Origin of the sequence: Blautia intestinalis (assembly GCF_014297355.1) — a bacterium.
GTDB classification, from domain to species: Bacteria; Bacillota; Clostridia; order Lachnospirales; family Lachnospiraceae; genus Blautia_A; species Blautia_A intestinalis.
Genome location: NZ_JACOQE010000002.1, coordinates 289,302 through 309,575 on the forward strand (window position 1 = coordinate 289,302; position 20,274 = coordinate 309,575).

Consider the following 20,274-nt stretch of genomic DNA (forward strand, 5'->3'; position numbering starts at 1 on the left):
TGAATTCTGAATAACGGGATACTTACAGGCTTGCGCGGATTACTTTCGGTCTGCATCCTGCATCTTCTAATGCCTGTACAATTTTTTTCTTATGTTCTGTACCGTATGCTTCCATCGTTACTTTCAGCTCCACAGCCGCATAACGGTTAGTACTGATAAACTGGTTGTGATCAAGTTTGATGACATTACCCTGATTTTCCGCAATAATAGATGCTACACGCACCAGTTCACCCGGTTTGTCCGGAATCAATACGGAAACGGTAAAGATACGGTCTCTCTGAATCAGTCCATGCTGTACCACTGAGGACATTGTGATCACATCCATGTTACCGCCACTTAAGATAGATACCACCTTTTTACCGGTGAAGTTCAGATGACGGAGTGCTGCAACTGTCAGAAGACCGGAGTTTTCTACGATCATCTTATGATTTTCTACCATATCAAGGAATGCAACAATCAGTTCATCATCATCAATTGTGATCACATCATCCAGATTTTCCTGCAGATACGGGAAGATATGCTCTCCCGGTGTCTGCACAGCGGTACCATCTGCAATCGTATTTACATGTGGAAGTGTCACGACCTCACCTTTTTCAAGCGATGCTTTCATACATGCAGCTCCGGATGGCTCCACACCGATAACTTTGATATGTGGATTGAGGAGTTTTGCAAGTGTGGAAACACCTGTTGCAAGACCGCCTCCGCCGATTGGAACAAGAATGTAATCTACAAGAGGAAGCTCCTGTACAATTTCCATTGCAATTGTACCCTGGCCTGTTGCAACGGCAGGATCATCAAACGGATGGATAAAGGTATATCCCTCTTTTTCTGCAAGCTCCAGTGCATAGGCACAAGCTTCATCATAAACGTCACCTTTCAGAATAACTTCAGCACCGTAACTCTTTGTACGTTCTACTTTGATAAGTGGTGTGGTGGTCGGCATAACGATCACGGCTTTTGCTCCAAATTTGTGTGCCGCATAAGCCACACCCTGTGCATGGTTTCCTGCTGATGCTGCGATCAGACCTTTTGCACGCTCTTCATCTGTCAGGGTACTGATCTTGTAATATGCCCCACGTACTTTGTATGCACCGGTACGCTGCATGTTTTCTGGTTTCAGATATACTTTGTTTCCGGTGAGATCTGAAAAATAGCTGCTTTTGATCAGCTTGGTTTCCTGAGTTACTTTTTTTACAATTTCTGATGCCTCTTCAAAGCTCTCTAATGTAAGCATTTTTGCTCCTCCTGTAATTTCCTCGGTCTACTCTTCTGTGTGTAATTCGTTCTGGTCAATATCAAACAATGCATTTACGAATGCATCAGCATCAAATTTCTGCAGATCGTCGATCGTTTCTCCAACTCCAATATATTTTACCGGAATATCGAGCTCGGACTGGATTGCAACTGCAATTCCGCCTTTGGCTGTTCCGTCCAGTTTTGTAAGGATAATACCATTTACATTTGCAACTTCTGCAAACTGTTTTGCCTGAGCAAGTGCATTCTGTCCTGTCGTTCCATCCAGAACAACAAGTGTTTCAAGATAAGCTTCTGGATATTCTCTCTCAAGAATGCGATAGATTTTGCGAAGTTCCTCCATCAGATTTTTCTTGTTGTGGAGACGTCCTGCTGTATCGCAGATCAGTACATCCGCATTACGTGCTTTGGCTGCCGCCACTGCGTCATAGACGATGGATGCCGGATCAGCACCTTCCTGACCGCCGATCAGGTCTACTCCTGCACGCGATGCCCACTGTGCAAGCTGTTCTCCTGCTGCTGCACGGAATGTATCTGCTGCTGCAAGGATAACTTTCTTACCCTGGTCTTTGAGTTTGCCGGCGAGTTTACCGACGGAGGTGGTTTTTCCGACTCCGTTTACGCCGATCACAAGAATTACGGATTTGCGGTTTTCAAACTCATATTCTGTACTGTCAACCCGCATCTGCTCTTTGATACTGTTGATCAGAAGCTGCTTGCATTCCATCGGGTTTTTGATATGCTGGGCGGATACCTGTTCTTTCAGATGCTCAATGATGGATGAAGTGGCATTGATTCCGATATCACCCATGATGAGGATTTCTTCCAGTTCTTCGTAAAAATCCTCATCAATGCTGGAATATCCGCTGAAAATGGAATCAAAGCCAGCCACGATATTGTCACGCGTTTTGGTCAGTCCACTGACCAGCCGCTTAAAAAAGCCTTTCTTTTCTTCTGACATACTCATGCCTCCTTATTTATAAATTTATTTTGTAAGCTGGTTTTCTACCAGATCTACTGATACCAGCGTAGAAACACCTTTTTCCTGCATGGTGATACCATACAGACGGTCCGCAGCATTCATCGTACCACGTCTGTGTGTAATAATAATAAACTGCGTATTTTTTGTTAATTTCTGAAGATAAGATGCAAAACGTCCGACGTTGGAATCATCCAGCGCTGCCTCAATCTCGTCAAGAAGACAGAACGGTGATGGTTTCAGGTTCTGGATCGCAAAAAGAAGGGCAATCGCCGTCAGTGCTTTTTCTCCACCGGAAAGCTGCATCATATTCTGAAGTTTCTTTCCGGGAGGCTGTGAAATGATCCGGATTCCTGCTTCAAGAATATCCTCATCCTCTGCAAGCTCCAGTGTTCCCTTTCCGCCACCGAACAATTCTTTAAAGGCCTTGTCAAATTCCCTCTGAATATCACGGAATTTTTCAGTAAACTGTTTGCGCATTCCCTCGTCCAGCTCCTGAATGATTCCTTCCAGTGTTTCTTCTGCTTTGACAATATCTTCGTACTGCGCGGATAAAAATGTATGACGTTCAAGAAGATTTTTGTAATCTTCGATTGCGTTGACATTGACGGAACCCAGCTTACGGATTTCATCCTTGATACGAAGAACATCTTTTTTGATCGTCTGCCGGTCTGTCAGCTCCTCTTTTCGGTACTGAAGGGCATTGTTCGGTGTGATTTCATATTCTTCCCACATATAGGAAATCTGGGATTCCCGCTGCTCTTCGATTTTTTCTGCCTGACTGCGCAGACGGAAACACTCTTTATCAAGCAACGATGTCTTTTCAGAGAGATGATCCCTCTTTTCGAAAAAAGACTTGTGGCTGGTACTGCGTTTTTCCTTTTCTTCCTGCCATTCGATACGTCTGACATCCAGAACCTCTTCCTTACCTGTACATTCGGTAACGGCTTTTTTGAGTTCTTCAATACCGTCTTCTTTTTTATGTATTTCTTCGGCACTTCTGGAAAGATTTTCAGTGATTTCTTCGGACTCCCTGTGGTATGCTTCAATCTCATTTTCCAGACGGCTGATATTTTCCTGAAGGAAATGGTTCTGCTGCTCCAGAGATGATTCTTCCAGACGGATCTTTTCAAGTACATGATTTTTTTCTGTCTCTTCTGCCTTCCATTCCTCTAATTCTTTTTGCTTTGTCTCGATGAAAACTTCAAGTTCTTTTTCATCTTTCTGGGAATCTTCCAGTTCACGGGCGATGCTGCTGTGATCCTGACGGATCTCGCCTGCCTGCTGTCGCAATTCCTCCTGTTCGCGTTCGATCCGGCGGTAACTGCTCTGAATTTCATCTTCTTTTTCCTGAATCTGGGCAAGATTCATCTTTGCGGTATTCTGCTCGACATACTGCTGTTGCAGCTGCTGCTGGAAATCAGCAATGGTATCTCGAAGTACATTACGTCTGCTGCGGTTTTCACCGATCGCACGCTGCGTCTCTTCAAGTTCTTTCTTGAGGATTCCGACGCTTCTCTCCAGTTCTTCAATCTCACGTCGTCTTCCGAGCAGATTACTGTTATTTTTGAACGCACCACCTGTCATGGAACCGCCCGGGCTTAAAGATTCACCCTCGATCGTAACCATACGGAGACTGTGACGGTATTTTTTACCAATAGCAATCGCATGGTCAATATTATCTACGACCAGCACACGACCAAGAAGATACATAACGAGTTCGCTGTACTCAGCATCTGCTTCTACAAGCGTATTTGCTGTTCCGACAACACCCGGTTCACGCAGGACATCTTTCTGCGCAAGGCCACCACGTCCACTGATATTGGAAAGCGGAAGGAAAGTTGCCCTTCCGTAGCGGTTCTTCTTCAAAAAGCTGATCATACGCTTCGCAGTCTGTTCATTATCTGTAACAATATTCTGGATACTGCCACCAAGTGCTGTCTCGATAGCAACTTCATAATCTTTCTGTACATGAATAATATCGGCAACTACGCCCCGGATACCCGGTTCACGGCTTTTTTGCTCCATAACGCGGCGGATACTGTTACCGTAACCATCATACCTCTCTGTAATGTTGCGGAGAGATTCCAGACGGGATGCCTCCCTGTGATATGCAGTTTGTCCGATTTCCATCTGAGAATTCTGTTTCTTTAATTTTTCCTGAATCTGATGGATTTCTTCATCGAGACGTACACATTCTGCATTGGTTGACTGAATTACATTGGTCACCGCATCATATTGTTTCTGCGCTTTCTCACGGTCACTTTCCAGAATTGCTTCTTCACTCTTCAAACGAAGGATACGCTGACTGACTTCTGCCTTACGGATATCAAGCTGTTCCATCATGGCATCAAATCGCTGTGCTTTACCTTTGGTTGTCGCACGGCTGTTGAGAATCTCAATGATCTCATTTTTGCCGTCTTCCACTGCCTGTGTACATTCATCTACATTGGAGACAATATTTTCGAGAGATTCTGTCTCTTTTTTCAGATTGTCTCTGGTTTCTTTTAATCTATTGTAAAGAGCTGCCCTTTCTTCGGTCAGCTTTTCTTTTTCTTTGCTTCGCTTCTGAAGATCGTCTTTTAACACTGTCAGACGTGATCTGAAATGTTCACTGTTTTGTCTGCCGGATGATATCTGTTCTTCAAGGACTTTGACCTGCCCCTCATACTGCTGTTTGAGAAGTGCATTTTCCTGCTGTTCCTCTTTCAGCGCATCCAGCTTTGTATTCAGCTCTTCCAGTTCCTGTTCCAGGCGCTCGTACTCTGCCTTTGTCTGTTCGTATGCCGACTGCGCCTCATCAAGTTCCTGCTGTGCCTGCGAAAGCTTTGTTTCCAGCTCATTCAGAAGTTCGCCTGTACGCTGGTGATCCAGAAGGAAAAGGTTGATATCCAGTTCTTTCAGTTCGTCTCTTTTTGCAAGATAAATTCTGGCTGTTTCAGACTGACGTTCCAGAGGTCCGAGCTGTTTGGTCAGCTCACTTAAAATATCTGTCACACGCACAAGATTCTGTCTTTCTTCATCCAATTTCTTGAGTGTGGTTATTTTTCTTCGTTTAAATTTAACGATTCCGGCAGCCTCATCAAAAAGCTCCCGTCGTTCTTCCGGCTTACCGCTCAGGATCTTGTCAATCTGTCCCTGTCCGATAATAGAATAACCTTCTTTACCGATACCGGTATCATAAAACATCTCCTGAATGTCTTTCAGACGGCAGCCGCTTCCATTGATCAGATATTCGCTTTCACCGGAACGGTAAAGTCTTCTGGCAACAGTCACCTCGTTATAGTCTACCGGAAGTTTGTGATCGCTGTTATCCAGTGTGATTGAAACAGATGCAAAGCTTAAAGGCTTTCTGTTTTCTGTACCGGAAAATATGACATCCTGCATATTTCCGCCTCGAAGCTGCTTGGCGCTCTGTTCACCGAGTACCCATCGTACTGCATCACCAACATTACTCTTACCACTGCCGTTCGGTCCGACGATTCCGGTGATTCCGTTGTGAAATTCAAAGTTGATTTTCTGAGCAAAGGATTTGAAGCCATATACTTCAATATTCTTTAAATACATATCTCACCTGCCCGTTTAATTTGTGGCTGTCAGAATTTCTTTTCCTGAATCGCCTGATAGGCAGCTGCCTGTTCTGCTGCCTTTTTGGTATGGCCCGTGCCATTTCCCACAACCTGACCGTTAACCTGAACGACTACGGTAAAGCATTTATCATGATCCGGTCCCTCTTCACCTGTAAGAACATATTCAATCGGCTGAAGTCCCTTTTCCTGTACAAGCTCCTGAAGAATCGTTTTGCTGTCATAAAAAAGCTGTTTATGTTCAATATCATTCAGAATAAAATTCAGAACAAATTTTTTCGCATTGGAAAAACCACCGTCCAGGTAGATTGCGCCAAGAAGCGCCTCTGTCGCATCGGAAACGATAGAATCACGGTTACGTCCTCCTGTCATGTTTTCTCCCTTACCAAGAAGCAGAAATTCCGGAAGACCGAATTCTCTTGCGCAATATGCCAGGCTTGGTTCACACACAAGACTTGCACGTTTTTTTGTCAGCTCACCTTCCGGGATCTGCGGAAATTTTTTGTAAAGAAAATCACTGCTGATCAGTTCAAGTACAGCATCTCCAAGAAACTCCAGACGTTCATTACATCCAAGTTTTCCGAGTTTTTTTTCATTTGCATAGGAACTGTGTGTCAGCGCCTGTCTCAGCAGTTTTTTGTTCTGAAATGTATATCCTATGATCTGTTCCAACTGTTCCATTTTATTTTCCTTCTTTTTTGTTATTCTTTATCCGGTGCCTCAAAATGAACCGGCTGAATACGTTCTGCAATTTTTTCGTTGATCTTCTGCTGTTTGAACTGCACACACTGGAAAATCGCGTGTTTGATCTCAACAGCCTTCGCGCTTCCATGCGTCTTGACAACAAGTCCTTTGAGTCCGAGAAGCGGAGCCCCACCGTATTCGGTAGCATCAAAACTCTTCAGAGTCTGTTTCAGTGCAGGTTTTACCAGAAGTGCTCCAATCTTGCTCTTCATGGTACTCATCATTCCTTCTTTTATTTTGTGGATCAGCTCAGAGCTGACACCTTCATAAAGTTTGAGAATGACATTTCCGACAAAAGCTTCGCAGACAATAACGTCTGCATAGCCGGCTGGAATATCCCTTGCTTCAATACTTCCGATAAAGTTGATTCCCTCTGCTTCTTTAAGAAGCGGGAAGGTCTCTTTGACAAGTGCATTGCCTTTTTCTTCTTCTGCACCATTATTGACAATCGCAACACGTGGATTTTTGATTCCGACAACATGCTCCATATAGATGGAACCCATTTTTGCAAACTGTACCAGATGAGATGGTCTTGCATCTACATTTGCTCCACAGTCAATCAGAAGCGAGACTCCCTTGGCGGTCGGAATCAGCGGGGCAAGCGGCGGTCTCTCAACGCCTTTGCTTCTACCCACCAGCACCTGCCCGCCTACAAGAACTGCTCCGGTACTTCCGGACGAAACAAACGCATCTGCTTTTTGTTCTTTGACCATTTTCAGCCCGACAACGATGGAAGAATCTTTCTTCTTACGGATTGCAAATACCGGAGGTTCTGCTGTTTCGATTACTTCTGTTGCATTTACCACCTCAATCCTGTCTGTCGGATAATCCTGGTATTTCTTAAGTTCTGAATAGATCACTTCCTCCTGTCCTGTAAGAATCACCTGAATATCATCCCGCTCCTTCACAGCGTCCACTGCAGCTCTGACCGGTTCCACAGGTGCAAGATCTCCGCCCATGGCATCTACAACAACTTTTACTAATTCTGCCATATTGTTCCTCCTGTATATTCTGTATCTATTTAAAAATGTTCTGTAATGATTGTAAAAAATCTCAAACTTTATCATACTAAAGAATCAGCAGAAAATCAACCCTGTTCCTGGTTGATTCTGCTGATTCCATATATCAGATATAGAATTTTCTATTTCTGTGCTTCAATCTGTTCTGCAAGATCATTCAGATACACCCAGCGGTCCATCTTTTCTTCAAGCTGTACCGCTGCTTCTTCTTTTTGCTGTGTAAGTTCATTTAACTTACCGGAATTTGTTGCATTAGCCATGATATCAGCATCCAGTTTCTCAATTTTGCTCTCCAGCGCTGCAATATCATCATCAATCGTTTCAAATTCACGCTGCTCTTTGTAACTGAATTTCAGTTTTGAAGGACGATTTTGTTTCCATGTTTTTACGGATTCTTTCTCTTCTGCAGAATCTGCAGAAACATTTTTTGAGGCAGAAGATTTTGTGGCCGGCGCTTCTTCAAAATGGCCTTTGCGCTTTTTTGCTTCAAGGTAATCTGTGTAGCCGCCTTCATACTGTGTGAGATTTCCTTCTCGGTCAAACTCAAAAATACGCTCTGCAAGATTATCAAGAAAATAACGGTCATGCGATACGGCGATCACAATACCTGCAAAAGAATTCAGATAATCTTCCAGAATCGTCAGTGTAGGAATATCTATATCATTGGTAATCTCGTCAAGCAGCAGCACGTTTGGTGCAGATGCGAGTACTTTCAAAAGATAGAGGCGCTTCTTTTCACCACCGGAAAGCTTCTCGATTGGTGCATACTGCATGGCAGCATCAAACAGAAACTGCTCAAGAAGTTTTGATGCACTGATCAGTCCATCCTTTGTCGGAATAAACTCTGCAACGTCTTTGATATAATCAATAACGCGCTGCGAAGTATTCATATCTTCGATTTCCTGTGAAAAATATCCAATCTTTATAGTATCACCGATCTCAACCTCTCCGCTGTCCGGTTGAATGATTCCTGCTATGATTTTAAGAAGAGTGGATTTTCCGCAGCCATTCGGCCCGATGATACCAAGACGCTGATTTTTCAGAACAATATAATCAAAGTCCCTGATGCATATACGGTCGCCGAATTTTTTTGAAATATGATGCAGCTCGATCGTTTTTTTACCCATTCTCGTCTCGACAGAATCAATTGCAACATTGGTATCCCGTACAGGCGCTGACGAATTTTTCATTTCTTCCAGACGGTCAAGACGTGCTCTCTGCTTTGTGCTTCTTGCACGGCATCCACGTTTTGCCCATTCAATCTCCATACGGAGGATACTCTGTTTTTTACGCTCAGAAGCCATTTCCATTTCTTCACGCTGGGCTTTTAATTCAAGAAATTCCGAATACTTTGCTTCATAACTGTAAAGTTTGCCGTGGCTGATCTCCAGTATCTTATTCGTAACGCGATCAAGAAAATAACGGTCATGTGTAACCATGATCACAATTCCCTTAAAGCGGTTAAGATAATCTTCAAGCCAGGACGCCATCTCATTATCCAGATGGTTGGTCGGCTCATCAAGGATCAGCACATCGGTGGGATTTACAAGCACGGCAGCCAGCGCTACACGTTTTTTCTGTCCGCCGGAAAGATGTGCGATCTCTTCTTCGTGCTCCTCGATTCCCAGTTTATTCAGGACCATATGTGCTTCTGTCTCCGGATTCCAGCTCTGTTCTCTCTGACCCTGTGTCACATAGGAAAGAATCGTAGCCCCTTCCGGGAAAGTCGGATGCTGAGAAAGAAAACTAATACGCAGGCCATTCTGCATGATCACCTGACCGTCATCTGCTTCTTCCAGTCCTGCAAGGATCCGCAGAAATGTTGTCTTTCCCGTTCCGTTGATTCCGATGATTCCTATCTTGTCTCCCTGATGGATCCCACAGGAAATATTATCAAAGATCACTTTATCTCCATAAATTTTACTGATATGCTCCAGGTTCAAAACATTCATGTCTTTTTCTCCTTGCCGTTAAATCTGTGATTCTTTTTTTGGGAATTTCATAAAATAATAAATAATAAACAAAACAGCGGTAATTCCCCACGAAACCGGATAACTCAGCATGATCGTGTTGATTCCGGAATGAGTCGGGAAGACACCGAACATCCATATAATACGGATCATACATACACCGCCGCATGTAAGCAGCATCGGAACCAGCACCCGGCCCGCTCCACGGAGTGCACCGGACAAAATACCGATCACAACATACATAAAATATGACGGAAGCAGGAAATGCATCATATCCACACCGATCCGAACAACACCCTCGTCCGTCGTAAACAGACGGTAAAGAGGGCCTGCCAGTGCATATAGGACACCGCTTACCAGAAGCGCCCCCGCATATGCCATCACCATGCATACACCCACACTTTTTCGCATCCTGCGCACTTTCCCTGCGCCAAAATTCTGACCGACAAAGGTTGTGATCGAGATTCCAAAGGCATTGACAACCATCCAGTAGACTGCATCAATCTTTGCAAAGGTTCCCCAGGCAGCCACCGTATCAGTGCCAAGCTCGTTGACAAACACCTGAATGATCAGATTCGCAATCGTGTACATCGTTGCTTCCAGTGCTGCCGGAATGCCGATTCTAAGAACTGCCTGAAGGGATACTCTGTAAAAACGGATTCCCCGGAGTTTCAGATGAAACAGATCATTTCCTTTCATCAGAATCCATGTCACCATGGCTGCACTGATACCCTGACAGGTCACCGTTGCAAGTGCGACACCCATTACACCCATATGAAAGAATACGACAAGAAGAATATCCAGCGCAATATTTAATGCGCATGTCATAATCAATACATACAATGGCCTTTTGGAATCACCGACCGCCCTCAGAATCGAAGCACCCATGTTATAGATAATATTAAAAATCATGCCGCAGAAATAAATGTGCAGATAGATAATGGAATCTGTCATCAGTTCCGATGGTGTTTTCATCATGACCAGTACATTGGGGGAAATCAGAAAACCGATGATACCGACCACTGTACCTGTCACAATTGCAAATGCATAGGCTGTATGTAATGTTTTATTAAGATTTTGCCTGTCTCTGGCGCCATAAAACTGCGCCATAATAACGGATGCTCCCGAAGTCAGTCCGACAAACACCTCGACAATCAGCATTACGATCTGATTTACAGATCCACCAACAGCCGCCAGTGCCTCTTTACCTACAAAACGACCGACAACAATACTGTCGGCCGTGTTATATATCTGCTGAAAAAAAGTTCCGATTACAATCGGAAAAAAGAAAATTAAAAGCTGTTTCCAGATCACACCCTCCGTGATCTGATTCTTCTGTTTCATATAAACCCTCCATAATTTGTAAGAATTCCTCATCTATACAAGTATAACAGAGGTAAGTTTGAAAAGCAATGCAGAGAAAAACCGACCTGCATAAAATTTCTTTTACACAAGACGGCCTCTCTTTTTAGCTTTATAGAAAAAAACAGAACCCCTATCAGGATTCTGTTTCTCATAATCTGTGATTAGTCTTCAACTTTCACGATTTCTTTCTTGTTGTAGCTTCCGCATTCTTTACAAACTCTGTGAGGCATCATCAGAGCACCACATTTGCTGCATTTTACCAGATTCGGAGCGCTCATCTTCCAGTTTGCACGTCTTTTATCACGTCTAGCTTTAGATGATTTGTTCTTTGGACATATGGACATAGGTTACACCTCCTTAAATTTACTAAATATATCACTGATAGCCGCCATACGTGGATCCTTTGGTTCCTCAGCACATCCGCAGGATCCTTTATTCAGATTCTTCCCGCATCGGCTGCAGATTCCCTTACAGTCTTCCCTGCAAAGGACTTTCAAAGGCCAGCTCATCAGTACCTCAAGATAGACCAACCGGTCCACATCCAGGTCCATGCCAGTGAGATAGTCGTTCTCATCCAGATCCTGTACTCTTTCGGTATCAGATTTCTTCATATCAAGCTTCTGATCAATCTCATAAGGAATCTTAACAGCAACCTGCTCCAGACAACGGTCACACGGAATACCTGCAGTCACACTACCGGTTCCTTTCAGCTCAAGAACTTTATTACCTGTATTTGTAATCTCAAGTTCTACCGGTGTTTTCTCCAGAATCGGATAATTTCCCATCTGAAATGAAATCTTGTCCAACTCAAGTTCCAACTGAAGCTGTATGTGTTTTCCCTCACTGTCTGTAATATCTGATAAATGAATCTGCATAGTTCTCTCCTATTCACACTTTATCAATTATACATAGGAGGTAGCTGTTTGTCAACGAAATTTTTATTTTTATTTCTATATTTTTCCGCTGTTTTATTTCTCCACAACTTCACTCCGAACAGGAATGGATGCCGTCGCGCCGGCTCTGGAAACTGCAATCGCAGATGCCTTTGCAGCAAGCTTGAGCCCGTCCTGAACAGGCATTCCATCAATAATAGATGAAATGAAATATCCGGTAAATGTATCCCCTGCCGCTGTCGTATCAACAGCCTTTACTTTAAAAATTCCCTGACGGTAAATTCCTGTTTCATCCTGATATACGGAACCGTCGCCCCCAAGTGTCAGAACGACTTTTGCATTTGGATAAAGTTTTTTCACCTTTGCAAGGATTTTGTCCGGCTCCTTTTCTCCGGTAATCTGGAATCCCTCAATCTCATTCATCAGAAACAGGCTGATTTTGGACAGATCACAACTTTCCAGTGCACTGTCAAACGGAGATGGATTCAAAATAATCATCATTTTCTTTTCATATGCACGGTCAATAATATAATCAAGTTCATTGATTTCATTCTGAAGGAGAAGGATATCACCTTCCTCAAAAGAATCCAGTACAGAATCTACAAATTCTTTTGACATACTTCTGTTGGATCCTCCAAAAAGAAGGATACAGTTCTGACCATTCCGGTCGACCTGAATGACCGTATGACCGCATAGTCCCGAAATCTGTTTAATAAACTCTGTATTTACGCCGTTTTCTCTGCATACTTCAAGCAACTGTTCGCCGCCTTCTCCGATCAGCCCGGCATGATATACAGGAATCCCAGCCTTTGCCAGTGCGATAGACTGGTTCAGGCCTTTACCGCCACAAAAGGTCTGTCTGCTTTTTGATGCCTGTGTTTCTCCCGGAATCAGAATGGATTCCACCTGGTACACATAGTCCAGATTAAGAGAACCAAAATTTAATACTTTCATGTCTCAAACCTCTTATATATTTTTCCTGTTAATTATATGACTGTTGAATGATTCTTACAATCATTTATTTTTTGCCGCCAAAAAGGGTAGGATCATCTACAAGATCAAGCGGATAATCTCCAAGATGTTTCACTTTGAATCCATTGGCTTTATATTCTTCATAATTAAAAGCATTTAATTCATCGCATGCAAGCTTATGGAATTCATAAAAATTCGGCCAGTACTCATATCCGTCGCCAAGATTATGGCTTAAATATGCATCCGCAATGTCACATCCCATTTTCGGAGCTACATAAAAAGCTCCCATAGCCAGGACATTTACACCATTTCCGGTAATTGCACGAAGAGCGGCCGGAACACTTTCTACTACACCAGCCGAAACACCCGGACACTTACTTGCAGCAATGTGAATTCCCATACCTGTTCCGCAGAAGATAAGTGCACGTTCAAATTCTCCTTCAGAAATCATAGAACCTACACGGAGACCAATTCTGTGGAACATAAGATCTGTATCATCATCTTCCGGTGATCTGACACCGACATCTGTTACCGTCCATCCATATTCTTTCAGATGAGCCACTACTGCTTCTTTCAGCGGATAACCAGCAAAATCAGCACCTACAAGAATCTGTTTGTCTTTGATTGTCTTCATGTCAATACCTCCCTTTATTTTTCTTTGTGACCACAATTATTTATGACTATATTTATTTTACAATATAATCAATAATGTTTTTGAATAATACATCGTAATATTTCCAATTACAGAATTCCGGTGGAGCCCAGTGTGGTGAACAGTCACTGGAAAAAACTGCAGATCTGCCTTCTCCGAAACTTCCGAATGCTATAAAAGGATCACCGCATACAGTTGCCGCAAGTTCTGAACCCGGCTTAATGGTACTCTTATTGTAGCCAAGTACCGGTGGCCATTCGCCCTCGATTTCGGCAAATACCGGATGATCAGGAAGTGTTACTTCTGCCCGAACTCCTTCACAGTGTTCCATACGGTCATCATATGGGAGAAGCTGTACCGGAAGGACATCCTGTACCGGTGTAGCCCACCATTTCCCCTGTCCGCCGACTCCGTTAAAAGTCATATAACCACCAATCATCAAAAGGCCGCCTCCACCAAGTACATATTCTTTGATCAGCTGACAGCGGTTTGGAAGAATCTTACTTGCACCAAAAGTAGCAGAAGGAATCAGCAAAGTATCAGCTCCCACATCTGACAGAACGATACAGGAATATTCATTCAGTTCTTCCAATGTAAAGGGAAACTGATCATTTGCAATGTGATTTGGCATATACACAAATTCATATCCTGCTTTTTCGATTGCCTTATCGATCCATCCAAGTCCTGTTTCATATTTGGATGAATAAAAACTGTTGAATCCTTTGACTTCCATTAATGTGGCACTCCAGGATTCACCGACAAAAAGCACTTTTTTTCTCATATGAAGTCCCTCTCAGGTTATTTGGCATGTTTTGGTTTCTGGCTTACATAATCGATTACAAGAGCGAGGATCAAAACAGCGCCCCAGATCAGTGTTACATAATATGTAGATACACTTCTGAAACGGTTGATACCGGATTCGATCATCTTTAATAATACAATTGCTGTAATAACACCGGAAATTTTTCCTTTACCACCGTTCGGACTGACTCCGCCGAGAACGACAAGCAGGATGGACTGCATGGTATAGTTGGTGCCATAATCAGCTCTTGCAGATGAATAAGTCGCAAGCATCATCAGACCGCCAAGTGCAGCACAGATAGATGAGGTGATGTAGGTTCTGAACAACAGCTTTGTTGTATTGATTCCGGAAAATTTTGCAACATGTGCATTGGTACCGTAAAGACGAAGCTTTGTACCATAAGTACAATGTTCCAGCATAAACCAGATGATTATTGCAACAATAATAAACACCAGGAGTCTTCTCGGAATGAATCCAAGCAGATTTCCGGAGAAAAAATCGCAGTACTGTTTTGGGAATGAAGAAATTGCAGAACCATTGGTCATAACTACACAAAGTCCTGTCAAAAGCTCATTCACGCCAAGAGTTGCAAGAATCGGAGGGACGCCAAGTCTGGAAATCAGAAAAGCATTCAGACTGCCAACAATAATACCAACTACAATTGCAATAATAAAGATCACAACTGAAAAAGCAAGTGGCATAGTTCCATCTGCTCCGAAAAATCTGGTCAGGGTAAATACAGTAAGGATGGATGTCATATTCGCTGCACCGACTACAGAGAGGTCAATGCCTCCGGTAATCATACATAACATACCGCCCAGAGCCATAAGACCGTATTCCGGGAACTGTCCTGCCATAGTAAGGAAGTTCATTCCGGTATAGAATTTTTTGGCCTGTGTAAAAGCCATGAAGATCAGCCAGAATGCCATGATGATCAGCAAACGGGTCACTTCTTCATTTTTCTTGTAAATACTTTTGATCTTATTCATCATGCGCCCTCCTTTACTGATTTCTTTTTGCTTTTAGAGGTTCGGTTTGACTGCCATGCGGTCAGAGATACTCCGATCACGATTACAAGTCCGACAAATACATCACTCCAGGTTGTCGGGATTCCGAGAAGAATCATGGAGTTCTGTACAAGAATGATCAGGAAAGTACCAAGAATGCAACCTGTTAGTGTACCGGCACCACCAGTAAGAGCCACACCGCCAAGAACGACACCTGCGATAATGTTCATTTCCATTCCAAGCATGTTTGTTGGATGCATCTGCTGCATCATGCAGACACGGCAGATACCACTTGCAGATGCAATCATACCAATCATGATATACATGATAAATTTGGTTCTCTTTACATTAAATCCAGCTGTATGTGCGCTCAGCGGGTTTCCGCCGATTGCATAAATACCACGTCCGAAAATAGTGTAATGCAGTACAAAATGCATAACTGCGCATACAAGTACAAGAATGATAAAAGTATACGGAAGGATGGATGTCAGTCCATTTGTTTTGTTGGTTGCTGTCAAAAATGCCGCTGTACCAAAGCTTTTCATTCCGGATGGAATCACTGAAAGCTGATTTGCCCGTAAAGTACCCTGCATAATACCCTGAAAGATACTTGCAGAACCGAGTGTTACGATCATTGCGTTCAGGTTCAGATAGCCGATAAAATATCCATTAACTGCACCAAGTACTGCACCGATTGCGATTGCAATAACAAATGCAAGAAGAACATTTCCTTCGTAATTCTTATCAAGAAGAAGCTTGGTCGTAGCATATGCAGAAAGAGATGCCAGCGCAGGGAAGGAAACATCGATTCCACCTGCGATCAGTGCCATAAATTCTGCGATTGCAAACAGTCCCGGTACGATCATTGCACTTAAAAGATCCACAATATTATTTGCTGTAAAAAACTGTCCGGATCGAATCTGTACCACAATTCCGAGAAGAATTATGATAAGAAAAATATACGGTTCATTTGACTGAAATATTTTCTTTATTTTTTTATTCATATGACCGCCTCCTACATCATATCGTCAATGATCATCTGTTCACTGACGTTCTGGGTATCATATTCAGATTTGATTTTTCCATTTTTGATAACGAGAACTCTGGAGCAGTTCTGTATAACTTCAGGAAGATCATCAGAAATGATAATAATACCAAGTCCCTGATTGGCAAGTCTCTGCAGAACCATATGAATATCATGTTTGGAACCGATATCCACGCCTACGGTCGGGCCATTCAGAATGAGTACATCCAGGTTGCAGGCAAGCCATTTTGCAAGTACGATTCTCTGCTGGTTACCACCGGAAAGAGTTGTTGCAGCATTATTGGGATTGTTTGTTTTAATTTCAAGCTCTTTCACCCATTTTTCGACTTCCTCATCTCTCTTCTTCAGATCGAATTGTCCGTTTTTCTTTTTCAGCTTGTCGATTTCGGAAATGATGATATTATCACCGATTGACTGGGTAAGGAAAAGTCCCTCTGACAATCGGTCCTCAGGAACATATCCAATGCTGTTGGCAATTGCTTCTCTCGGATTGGTGAGTCGGATTTCTTTACCTTCCTTCATGATCTGACCGGAATCAGCCGGCTTTAGTCCAAACATAGACAATCCCAGTTCTGTACGTCCAGAATCAAGAAGTCCGGTAATTCCAAGAATCTCACCTCTTCGAAGACTGAGATTAATATCTGAAAAAGCTCCATCCAGAGTAAGATTTCTTAATTCAAAAACCGGTTTGTCAGAGAGATTTTCCGGAACAAAAATTTTGTCGGAGAATTCTCGTCCTGTCATATAATAGGTGAATTTCTTATCATCCAGTTCTTTTGTGCTTCCGGTAGCAACCATCTGACCATCCCGGAAAATTGTAAACCGGTCAGAAATCTCAAATACTTCATCCAATTTATGACTGATAAACAGGATTGCAATTCCCTGTTCCTTTAATTTCAAAATAATTTTGAACAGTGCACTTACTTCTTTTTTTGTCAGTGCTGTTGTCGGCTCATCCATAATGATCAGTTTGGCATTTGACATCAATGCACGGCTGATTGCAACCATTTGTTTCTGAGCCACAGTAAGTTCCTGTACTTTCTGATCCAGGTCAACCTGGAAATTAATTTTTGATACTGCTTCTTCTGCAATCTTTCTTACGTTTTTCCAGCTTACTGTTTTCTTACGGGACGCGAGTTCTGTGTTAAGCGCCAGATTCTCTGCCACTGTCAGATTCGGAAAAAGTGCAAAATCCTGATAGATTACCTGAATTCCAAGATTAATTGCATCAATTGGGGAAATTTTGTCAATCTTCTGACCGTTAAATTCAATTGTTCCACCATCCCTCTGATAGACACCAGATATAATTTTGATAATTGTTGATTTTCCACAACCATTCTCACCAGCAAGACAGTGTATCTCACCAGGTAAAATCTCCAAAGATACATCTCTGAGGGCATGTACGTTTCCAAAGGAAATTTTTATATGCTCCGCTTTTAATAAACACTGAGACATAGCTTCCTCCTCTCCGCCTTACGACACCTGTTATTGTCAGGTCTTTTGGAAATCAATCCGCCGGGAGAACCGACGGATTGACTATTAAAGCTTATAAATTTTAATCAATATTTAGAATCCGAAGTCGTCAACGTTATCTGCGTCGATTGTGATCCAGCCCTGTCCTTCAAGAACTGTTTCAGATCCTTCACGGAATGTCATTTCTGTATAACCATCAACATTGAGGTTTACAGGAGCACCAATTTCTTCGCCTGCAAGTACTTTGCATGCAAGGTCAACCATTGCTTCACCGGATTTTGCAGGATCCCACAGAGTAAGGGATTTGATAACGCCGGATTTCAGAAGTTCTGCGTTGTCTGCCGGCATTCCTGTACCGGATGTAAAGAACTTGTCAACAAGACCAAGTTCCTGAATCGCACGTGCAACACCAGGTGCATCGAAGGAAGATGTTCCCATGATACCTTTCAGATCAGGATATGTTTTGATCAGCTCTTTCGCAACATTGTATGCTGTGTCACCGTTGTCATCAGATTCTACACGTGGATTTTCTTCCAGAAGAGTCATGTTCGGATAATGCTCTTTCTGATATTCAACAGCTGCATCTGCCCATTCATTGTGGGAACCATTTGTAAGGGAAGCTACCATTGTAGTATAAAGGCCTTCTTCGCCCATTGCTTCTGCCAGGTTCTGCATAATGAACGCACCATAACCTTCGTTTGAGAATGCTTCAATGTCATAATCAACATTTGTAAGATCTGCACCTTCATGAGTAATAACTACAATGCCTGCATCTTTGGCTTTCTTTAATGTGGAGTCCATAGATTCCATATCAACCGGAACAACACAGATTGCATCTACGCCCTGAGCAATCAGGTCTTCTACCAGCTGAGCCTGTTTTGTGGCATCAATTGTACCTGTATCGATCTGATAGCAGTTAACTCCTGCTTTATCAGCAACTTCTTTTACGCCGGTGTCCATGCGAACGAACCATGGATTGGTGGAATCTTTCGGCACAACAGCAATTTCCCATCCTTCATCAGCTGCTTTCTTGATAGCGTCATCAGAGGTGATATCCGGCTCTGATGCATATACAGTAGAAACTGATCCGATCATACCAACTGCCATAGCAGCACATAAAGTCATAACGATTGCTTTTTTCATTTTAAATTCCTCCTTTTAATTGGCTTGTGAAACATTTTACGGCATTTCTTATTTACCCATATGATCCGAACACCGTTCTCCTCCCTTCTCACGTTCAGATATTTGTATCCCCAATATAATTTCGCTGCCGTTTGAAACGTTTCAATATTTTCTAAAAATAATTGTATACATATTTCAGTATACAATTATTAATTTTAGCAAGATCCTCTCATCTTTATTTTCTGGGGTAATTCTATCCTCTGATATTCCCCGGTCCTGTTGAACTCAGTAATCACGGACCATAAAGTTTTGCCAAATAGTTTCTGATCCTGTTCTACCGTAGTAAGCCTCGGATTTACATATCCTGAAATCTCAATATTATCATAGCCGACAATAGCAAAATCTTCAGGTATGGAATATCCCTTTTCATTGATTGCCCGCATCATGCCAAATGCCAGATAATCAGAAGTTGCAAGCCACGCATCCGGAAGATCTTCCGGCTTTGTTGAATCAAGAATTTCCATCATATAAAGATAACTGTTTTTCAATTTGTCCAGTGAAAGATCCGGACGTGAATAAATATCATTTTCAGGATTCGGATATTCAAAATATTTCATTGCTTCCAGAAATCCCGCTCCTCTTTCACGGATATTTTGAAGTTCTGTGGGTTCTGTAAAAAGTCCTATTCGTTTATAATTTCTGTTTTTCAGTAAGCACACAATTTCAAATGGTGCACGCCGATTATCAAATACAACACTTGATGTATAGCCTGGTATCTCACGTCGGTCTGCCAGTATTACATGAATCTGCTTTCTGGCAAGCCTCTTAATCTCTGCCAGATCATCAAAACCATTAAAAATGATGACCGACGTCCCTGGTTTGCTGCTTTCCAACGCTCTCAGCTGCTGTTTTTCTCTTTCGGCCGAATATTCGTAACCAGAGATATGAACTGTATACCCGGCTTCATACGCGCAATGCATCAATGTACTGATTGTATTTGTGTAAAACGCACTGTCCAGATGCGGTGTCAACACATGTAACGCTGTGCTGTCTTTTCTTCTCAGAGAGCTTGCCAACGTATCCGGAATATAATCCAGTTCATCAATCGCCTGCTGTATTCGCATCGTTCTGTCCCGTGATACACTTGCAGTACCGTTCAGATAATTCGAAACCGTCCCAACAGATACACCTGCACGTTTGGCCACCTGTGTAATTGTGGCTCTTTTCTTTGTAGATTTATTCATTCATCAATTCCTCTATGCAAAGCCACATTTGAAACGTTTCAATATGGCAATTATACATTTCTTCTTTTATTATGTCAATATCTTTAACGCATTTTGCATAATCACAGGGGTATTTTTGTTGCTTATTTGCAAATATTGCACAATGC

Annotated in this window: 17 protein-coding genes; all 17 read right to left on the reverse strand. The window is 42.6% G+C overall.

Annotated elements, in window-relative coordinates; genetic code table 11:
• Positions 1 to 22: 22 nt before the first annotated feature.
• Positions 23 to 1,234, reverse strand: coding sequence for a threonine ammonia-lyase (ilvA, locus tag H8Z79_RS05460; protein ID WP_015542584.1), 1,212 nt, complete (start codon positions 1,232 to 1,234; stop codon positions 23 to 25).
• A 27-nt stretch (positions 1,235 to 1,261) separates the two neighbouring features.
• Entirely contained in the window at positions 1,262 to 2,215 is a 954-nt protein-coding gene (ftsY, locus tag H8Z79_RS05465) for a signal recognition particle-docking protein FtsY (RefSeq protein WP_178705574.1), read from the reverse strand.
• Between the two features lie 24 nt (positions 2,216 to 2,239).
• Positions 2,240 to 5,800, reverse strand: coding sequence for a chromosome segregation protein SMC (gene smc / locus H8Z79_RS05470; RefSeq protein ID WP_118039678.1), 3,561 nt, complete (start codon positions 5,798 to 5,800; stop codon positions 2,240 to 2,242).
• Between the two features lie 29 nt (positions 5,801 to 5,829).
• Positions 5,830 to 6,501 carry a ribonuclease III gene (gene rnc / locus H8Z79_RS05475; protein ID WP_072521246.1) on the reverse strand — a complete coding sequence of 224 codons (672 nt, stop codon included), beginning with the start codon at positions 6,499 to 6,501 and terminating at the stop codon, positions 5,830 to 5,832.
• A gap of 20 nt (positions 6,502 to 6,521) precedes the next feature.
• A complete protein-coding gene (plsX, locus tag H8Z79_RS05480; protein WP_117942019.1) occupies positions 6,522 to 7,556 on the reverse strand; it encodes a phosphate acyltransferase PlsX in 1,035 nt (344 codons plus the stop codon).
• 149 nt (positions 7,557 to 7,705) lie between these two features.
• Positions 7,706 to 9,535 carry an ABC-F family ATP-binding cassette domain-containing protein gene (locus H8Z79_RS05485; RefSeq protein ID WP_118039677.1) on the reverse strand — a complete coding sequence of 610 codons (1,830 nt, stop codon included), beginning with the start codon at positions 9,533 to 9,535 and terminating at the stop codon, positions 7,706 to 7,708.
• Positions 9,536 to 9,553: 18 nt separating this feature from the next.
• Positions 9,554 to 10,897: an MATE family efflux transporter gene (locus H8Z79_RS05490; RefSeq protein WP_118039676.1), complete on the reverse strand. Its 1,344-nt coding sequence runs from the start codon at positions 10,895 to 10,897 to the stop codon at positions 9,554 to 9,556.
• Positions 10,898 to 11,079: 182 nt separating this feature from the next.
• Entirely contained in the window at positions 11,080 to 11,262 is a 183-nt protein-coding gene (gene rpmF, locus H8Z79_RS05495) for a 50S ribosomal protein L32 (RefSeq protein ID WP_005425421.1), read from the reverse strand.
• A gap of 3 nt (positions 11,263 to 11,265) precedes the next feature.
• A complete protein-coding gene (locus tag H8Z79_RS05500) occupies positions 11,266 to 11,793 on the reverse strand; it encodes a YceD family protein (RefSeq protein ID WP_118039675.1) in 528 nt (175 codons plus the stop codon).
• Between the two features lie 93 nt (positions 11,794 to 11,886).
• Positions 11,887 to 12,765 (reverse strand): ribokinase, encoded by an 879-nt coding sequence (locus tag H8Z79_RS05505; protein ID WP_118039674.1) that lies wholly within the window; start codon positions 12,763 to 12,765, stop codon positions 11,887 to 11,889.
• Positions 12,766 to 12,829: 64 nt separating this feature from the next.
• Positions 12,830 to 13,417, reverse strand: a complete 588-nt coding sequence (locus H8Z79_RS05510; protein WP_015542575.1) for an RpiB/LacA/LacB family sugar-phosphate isomerase — start codon at positions 13,415 to 13,417, stop codon at positions 12,830 to 12,832.
• 52 nt (positions 13,418 to 13,469) lie between these two features.
• Positions 13,470 to 14,216, reverse strand: a complete 747-nt coding sequence (locus tag H8Z79_RS05515; RefSeq protein ID WP_118039673.1) for a glutamine amidotransferase — start codon at positions 14,214 to 14,216, stop codon at positions 13,470 to 13,472.
• Between the two features lie 17 nt (positions 14,217 to 14,233).
• Complete coding sequence (locus H8Z79_RS05520) at positions 14,234 to 15,226, reverse strand: ABC transporter permease (protein WP_118039672.1); 993 nt, start codon at positions 15,224 to 15,226, stop codon at positions 14,234 to 14,236.
• Positions 15,226 to 16,248 (reverse strand): ABC transporter permease, encoded by a 1,023-nt coding sequence (locus H8Z79_RS05525; protein ID WP_118039671.1) that lies wholly within the window; start codon positions 16,246 to 16,248, stop codon positions 15,226 to 15,228. Before H8Z79_RS05525 ends, H8Z79_RS05520 begins: the two co-directional genes overlap by 1 nt.
• An 11-nt stretch (positions 16,249 to 16,259) precedes the next feature.
• Positions 16,260 to 17,744: a sugar ABC transporter ATP-binding protein gene (locus tag H8Z79_RS05530; RefSeq protein ID WP_015542571.1), complete on the reverse strand. Its 1,485-nt coding sequence runs from the start codon at positions 17,742 to 17,744 to the stop codon at positions 16,260 to 16,262.
• 111 nt (positions 17,745 to 17,855) lie between these two features.
• Complete coding sequence (locus H8Z79_RS05535) at positions 17,856 to 18,905, reverse strand: autoinducer 2 ABC transporter substrate-binding protein (RefSeq protein WP_118039670.1); 1,050 nt, start codon at positions 18,903 to 18,905, stop codon at positions 17,856 to 17,858.
• Between the two features lie 194 nt (positions 18,906 to 19,099).
• A complete protein-coding gene (locus tag H8Z79_RS05540) occupies positions 19,100 to 20,128 on the reverse strand; it encodes a LacI family DNA-binding transcriptional regulator (RefSeq protein WP_015542569.1) in 1,029 nt (342 codons plus the stop codon).
• Positions 20,129 to 20,274 lie beyond the last annotated feature (146 nt).

Coding starts and splice junctions, on each gene's coding strand:
- ilvA (WP_015542584.1), bottom strand. CDS start 1,234: ATGCTTACATTAGAGAGCTTTGAAGAGGCATCAGAAATTGTAAAAAAA.
- ftsY (WP_178705574.1), bottom strand. CDS start 2,215: ATGTCAGAAGAAAAGAAAGGCTTTTTTAAGCGGCTGGTCAGTGGACTG.
- smc (WP_118039678.1), bottom strand. CDS start 5,800: ATGTATTTAAAGAATATTGAAGTATATGGCTTCAAATCCTTTGCTCAG.
- rnc (WP_072521246.1), bottom strand. CDS start 6,501: ATGGAACAGTTGGAACAGATCATAGGATATACATTTCAGAACAAAAAA.
- plsX (WP_117942019.1), bottom strand. CDS start 7,556: ATGGCAGAATTAGTAAAAGTTGTTGTAGATGCCATGGGCGGAGATCTT.
- H8Z79_RS05485 (WP_118039677.1), bottom strand. CDS start 9,535: ATGAATGTTTTGAACCTGGAGCATATCAGTAAAATTTATGGAGATAAA.
- H8Z79_RS05490 (WP_118039676.1), bottom strand. CDS start 10,897: ATGAAACAGAAGAATCAGATCACGGAGGGTGTGATCTGGAAACAGCTT.
- rpmF (WP_005425421.1), bottom strand. CDS start 11,262: ATGTCCATATGTCCAAAGAACAAATCATCTAAAGCTAGACGTGATAAA.
- H8Z79_RS05500 (WP_118039675.1), bottom strand. CDS start 11,793: ATGCAGATTCATTTATCAGATATTACAGACAGTGAGGGAAAACACATA.
- H8Z79_RS05505 (WP_118039674.1), bottom strand. CDS start 12,765: ATGAAAGTATTAAATTTTGGTTCTCTTAATCTGGACTATGTGTACCAG.
- H8Z79_RS05510 (WP_015542575.1), bottom strand. CDS start 13,417: ATGAAGACAATCAAAGACAAACAGATTCTTGTAGGTGCTGATTTTGCT.
- H8Z79_RS05515 (WP_118039673.1), bottom strand. CDS start 14,216: ATGAGAAAAAAAGTGCTTTTTGTCGGTGAATCCTGGAGTGCCACATTA.
- H8Z79_RS05520 (WP_118039672.1), bottom strand. CDS start 15,226: ATGAATAAGATCAAAAGTATTTACAAGAAAAATGAAGAAGTGACCCGT.
- H8Z79_RS05525 (WP_118039671.1), bottom strand. CDS start 16,248: ATGAATAAAAAAATAAAGAAAATATTTCAGTCAAATGAACCGTATATT.
- H8Z79_RS05530 (WP_015542571.1), bottom strand. CDS start 17,744: ATGTCTCAGTGTTTATTAAAAGCGGAGCATATAAAAATTTCCTTTGGA.
- H8Z79_RS05535 (WP_118039670.1), bottom strand. CDS start 18,905: ATGAAAAAAGCAATCGTTATGACTTTATGTGCTGCTATGGCAGTTGGT.
- H8Z79_RS05540 (WP_015542569.1), bottom strand. CDS start 20,128: ATGAATAAATCTACAAAGAAAAGAGCCACAATTACACAGGTGGCCAAA.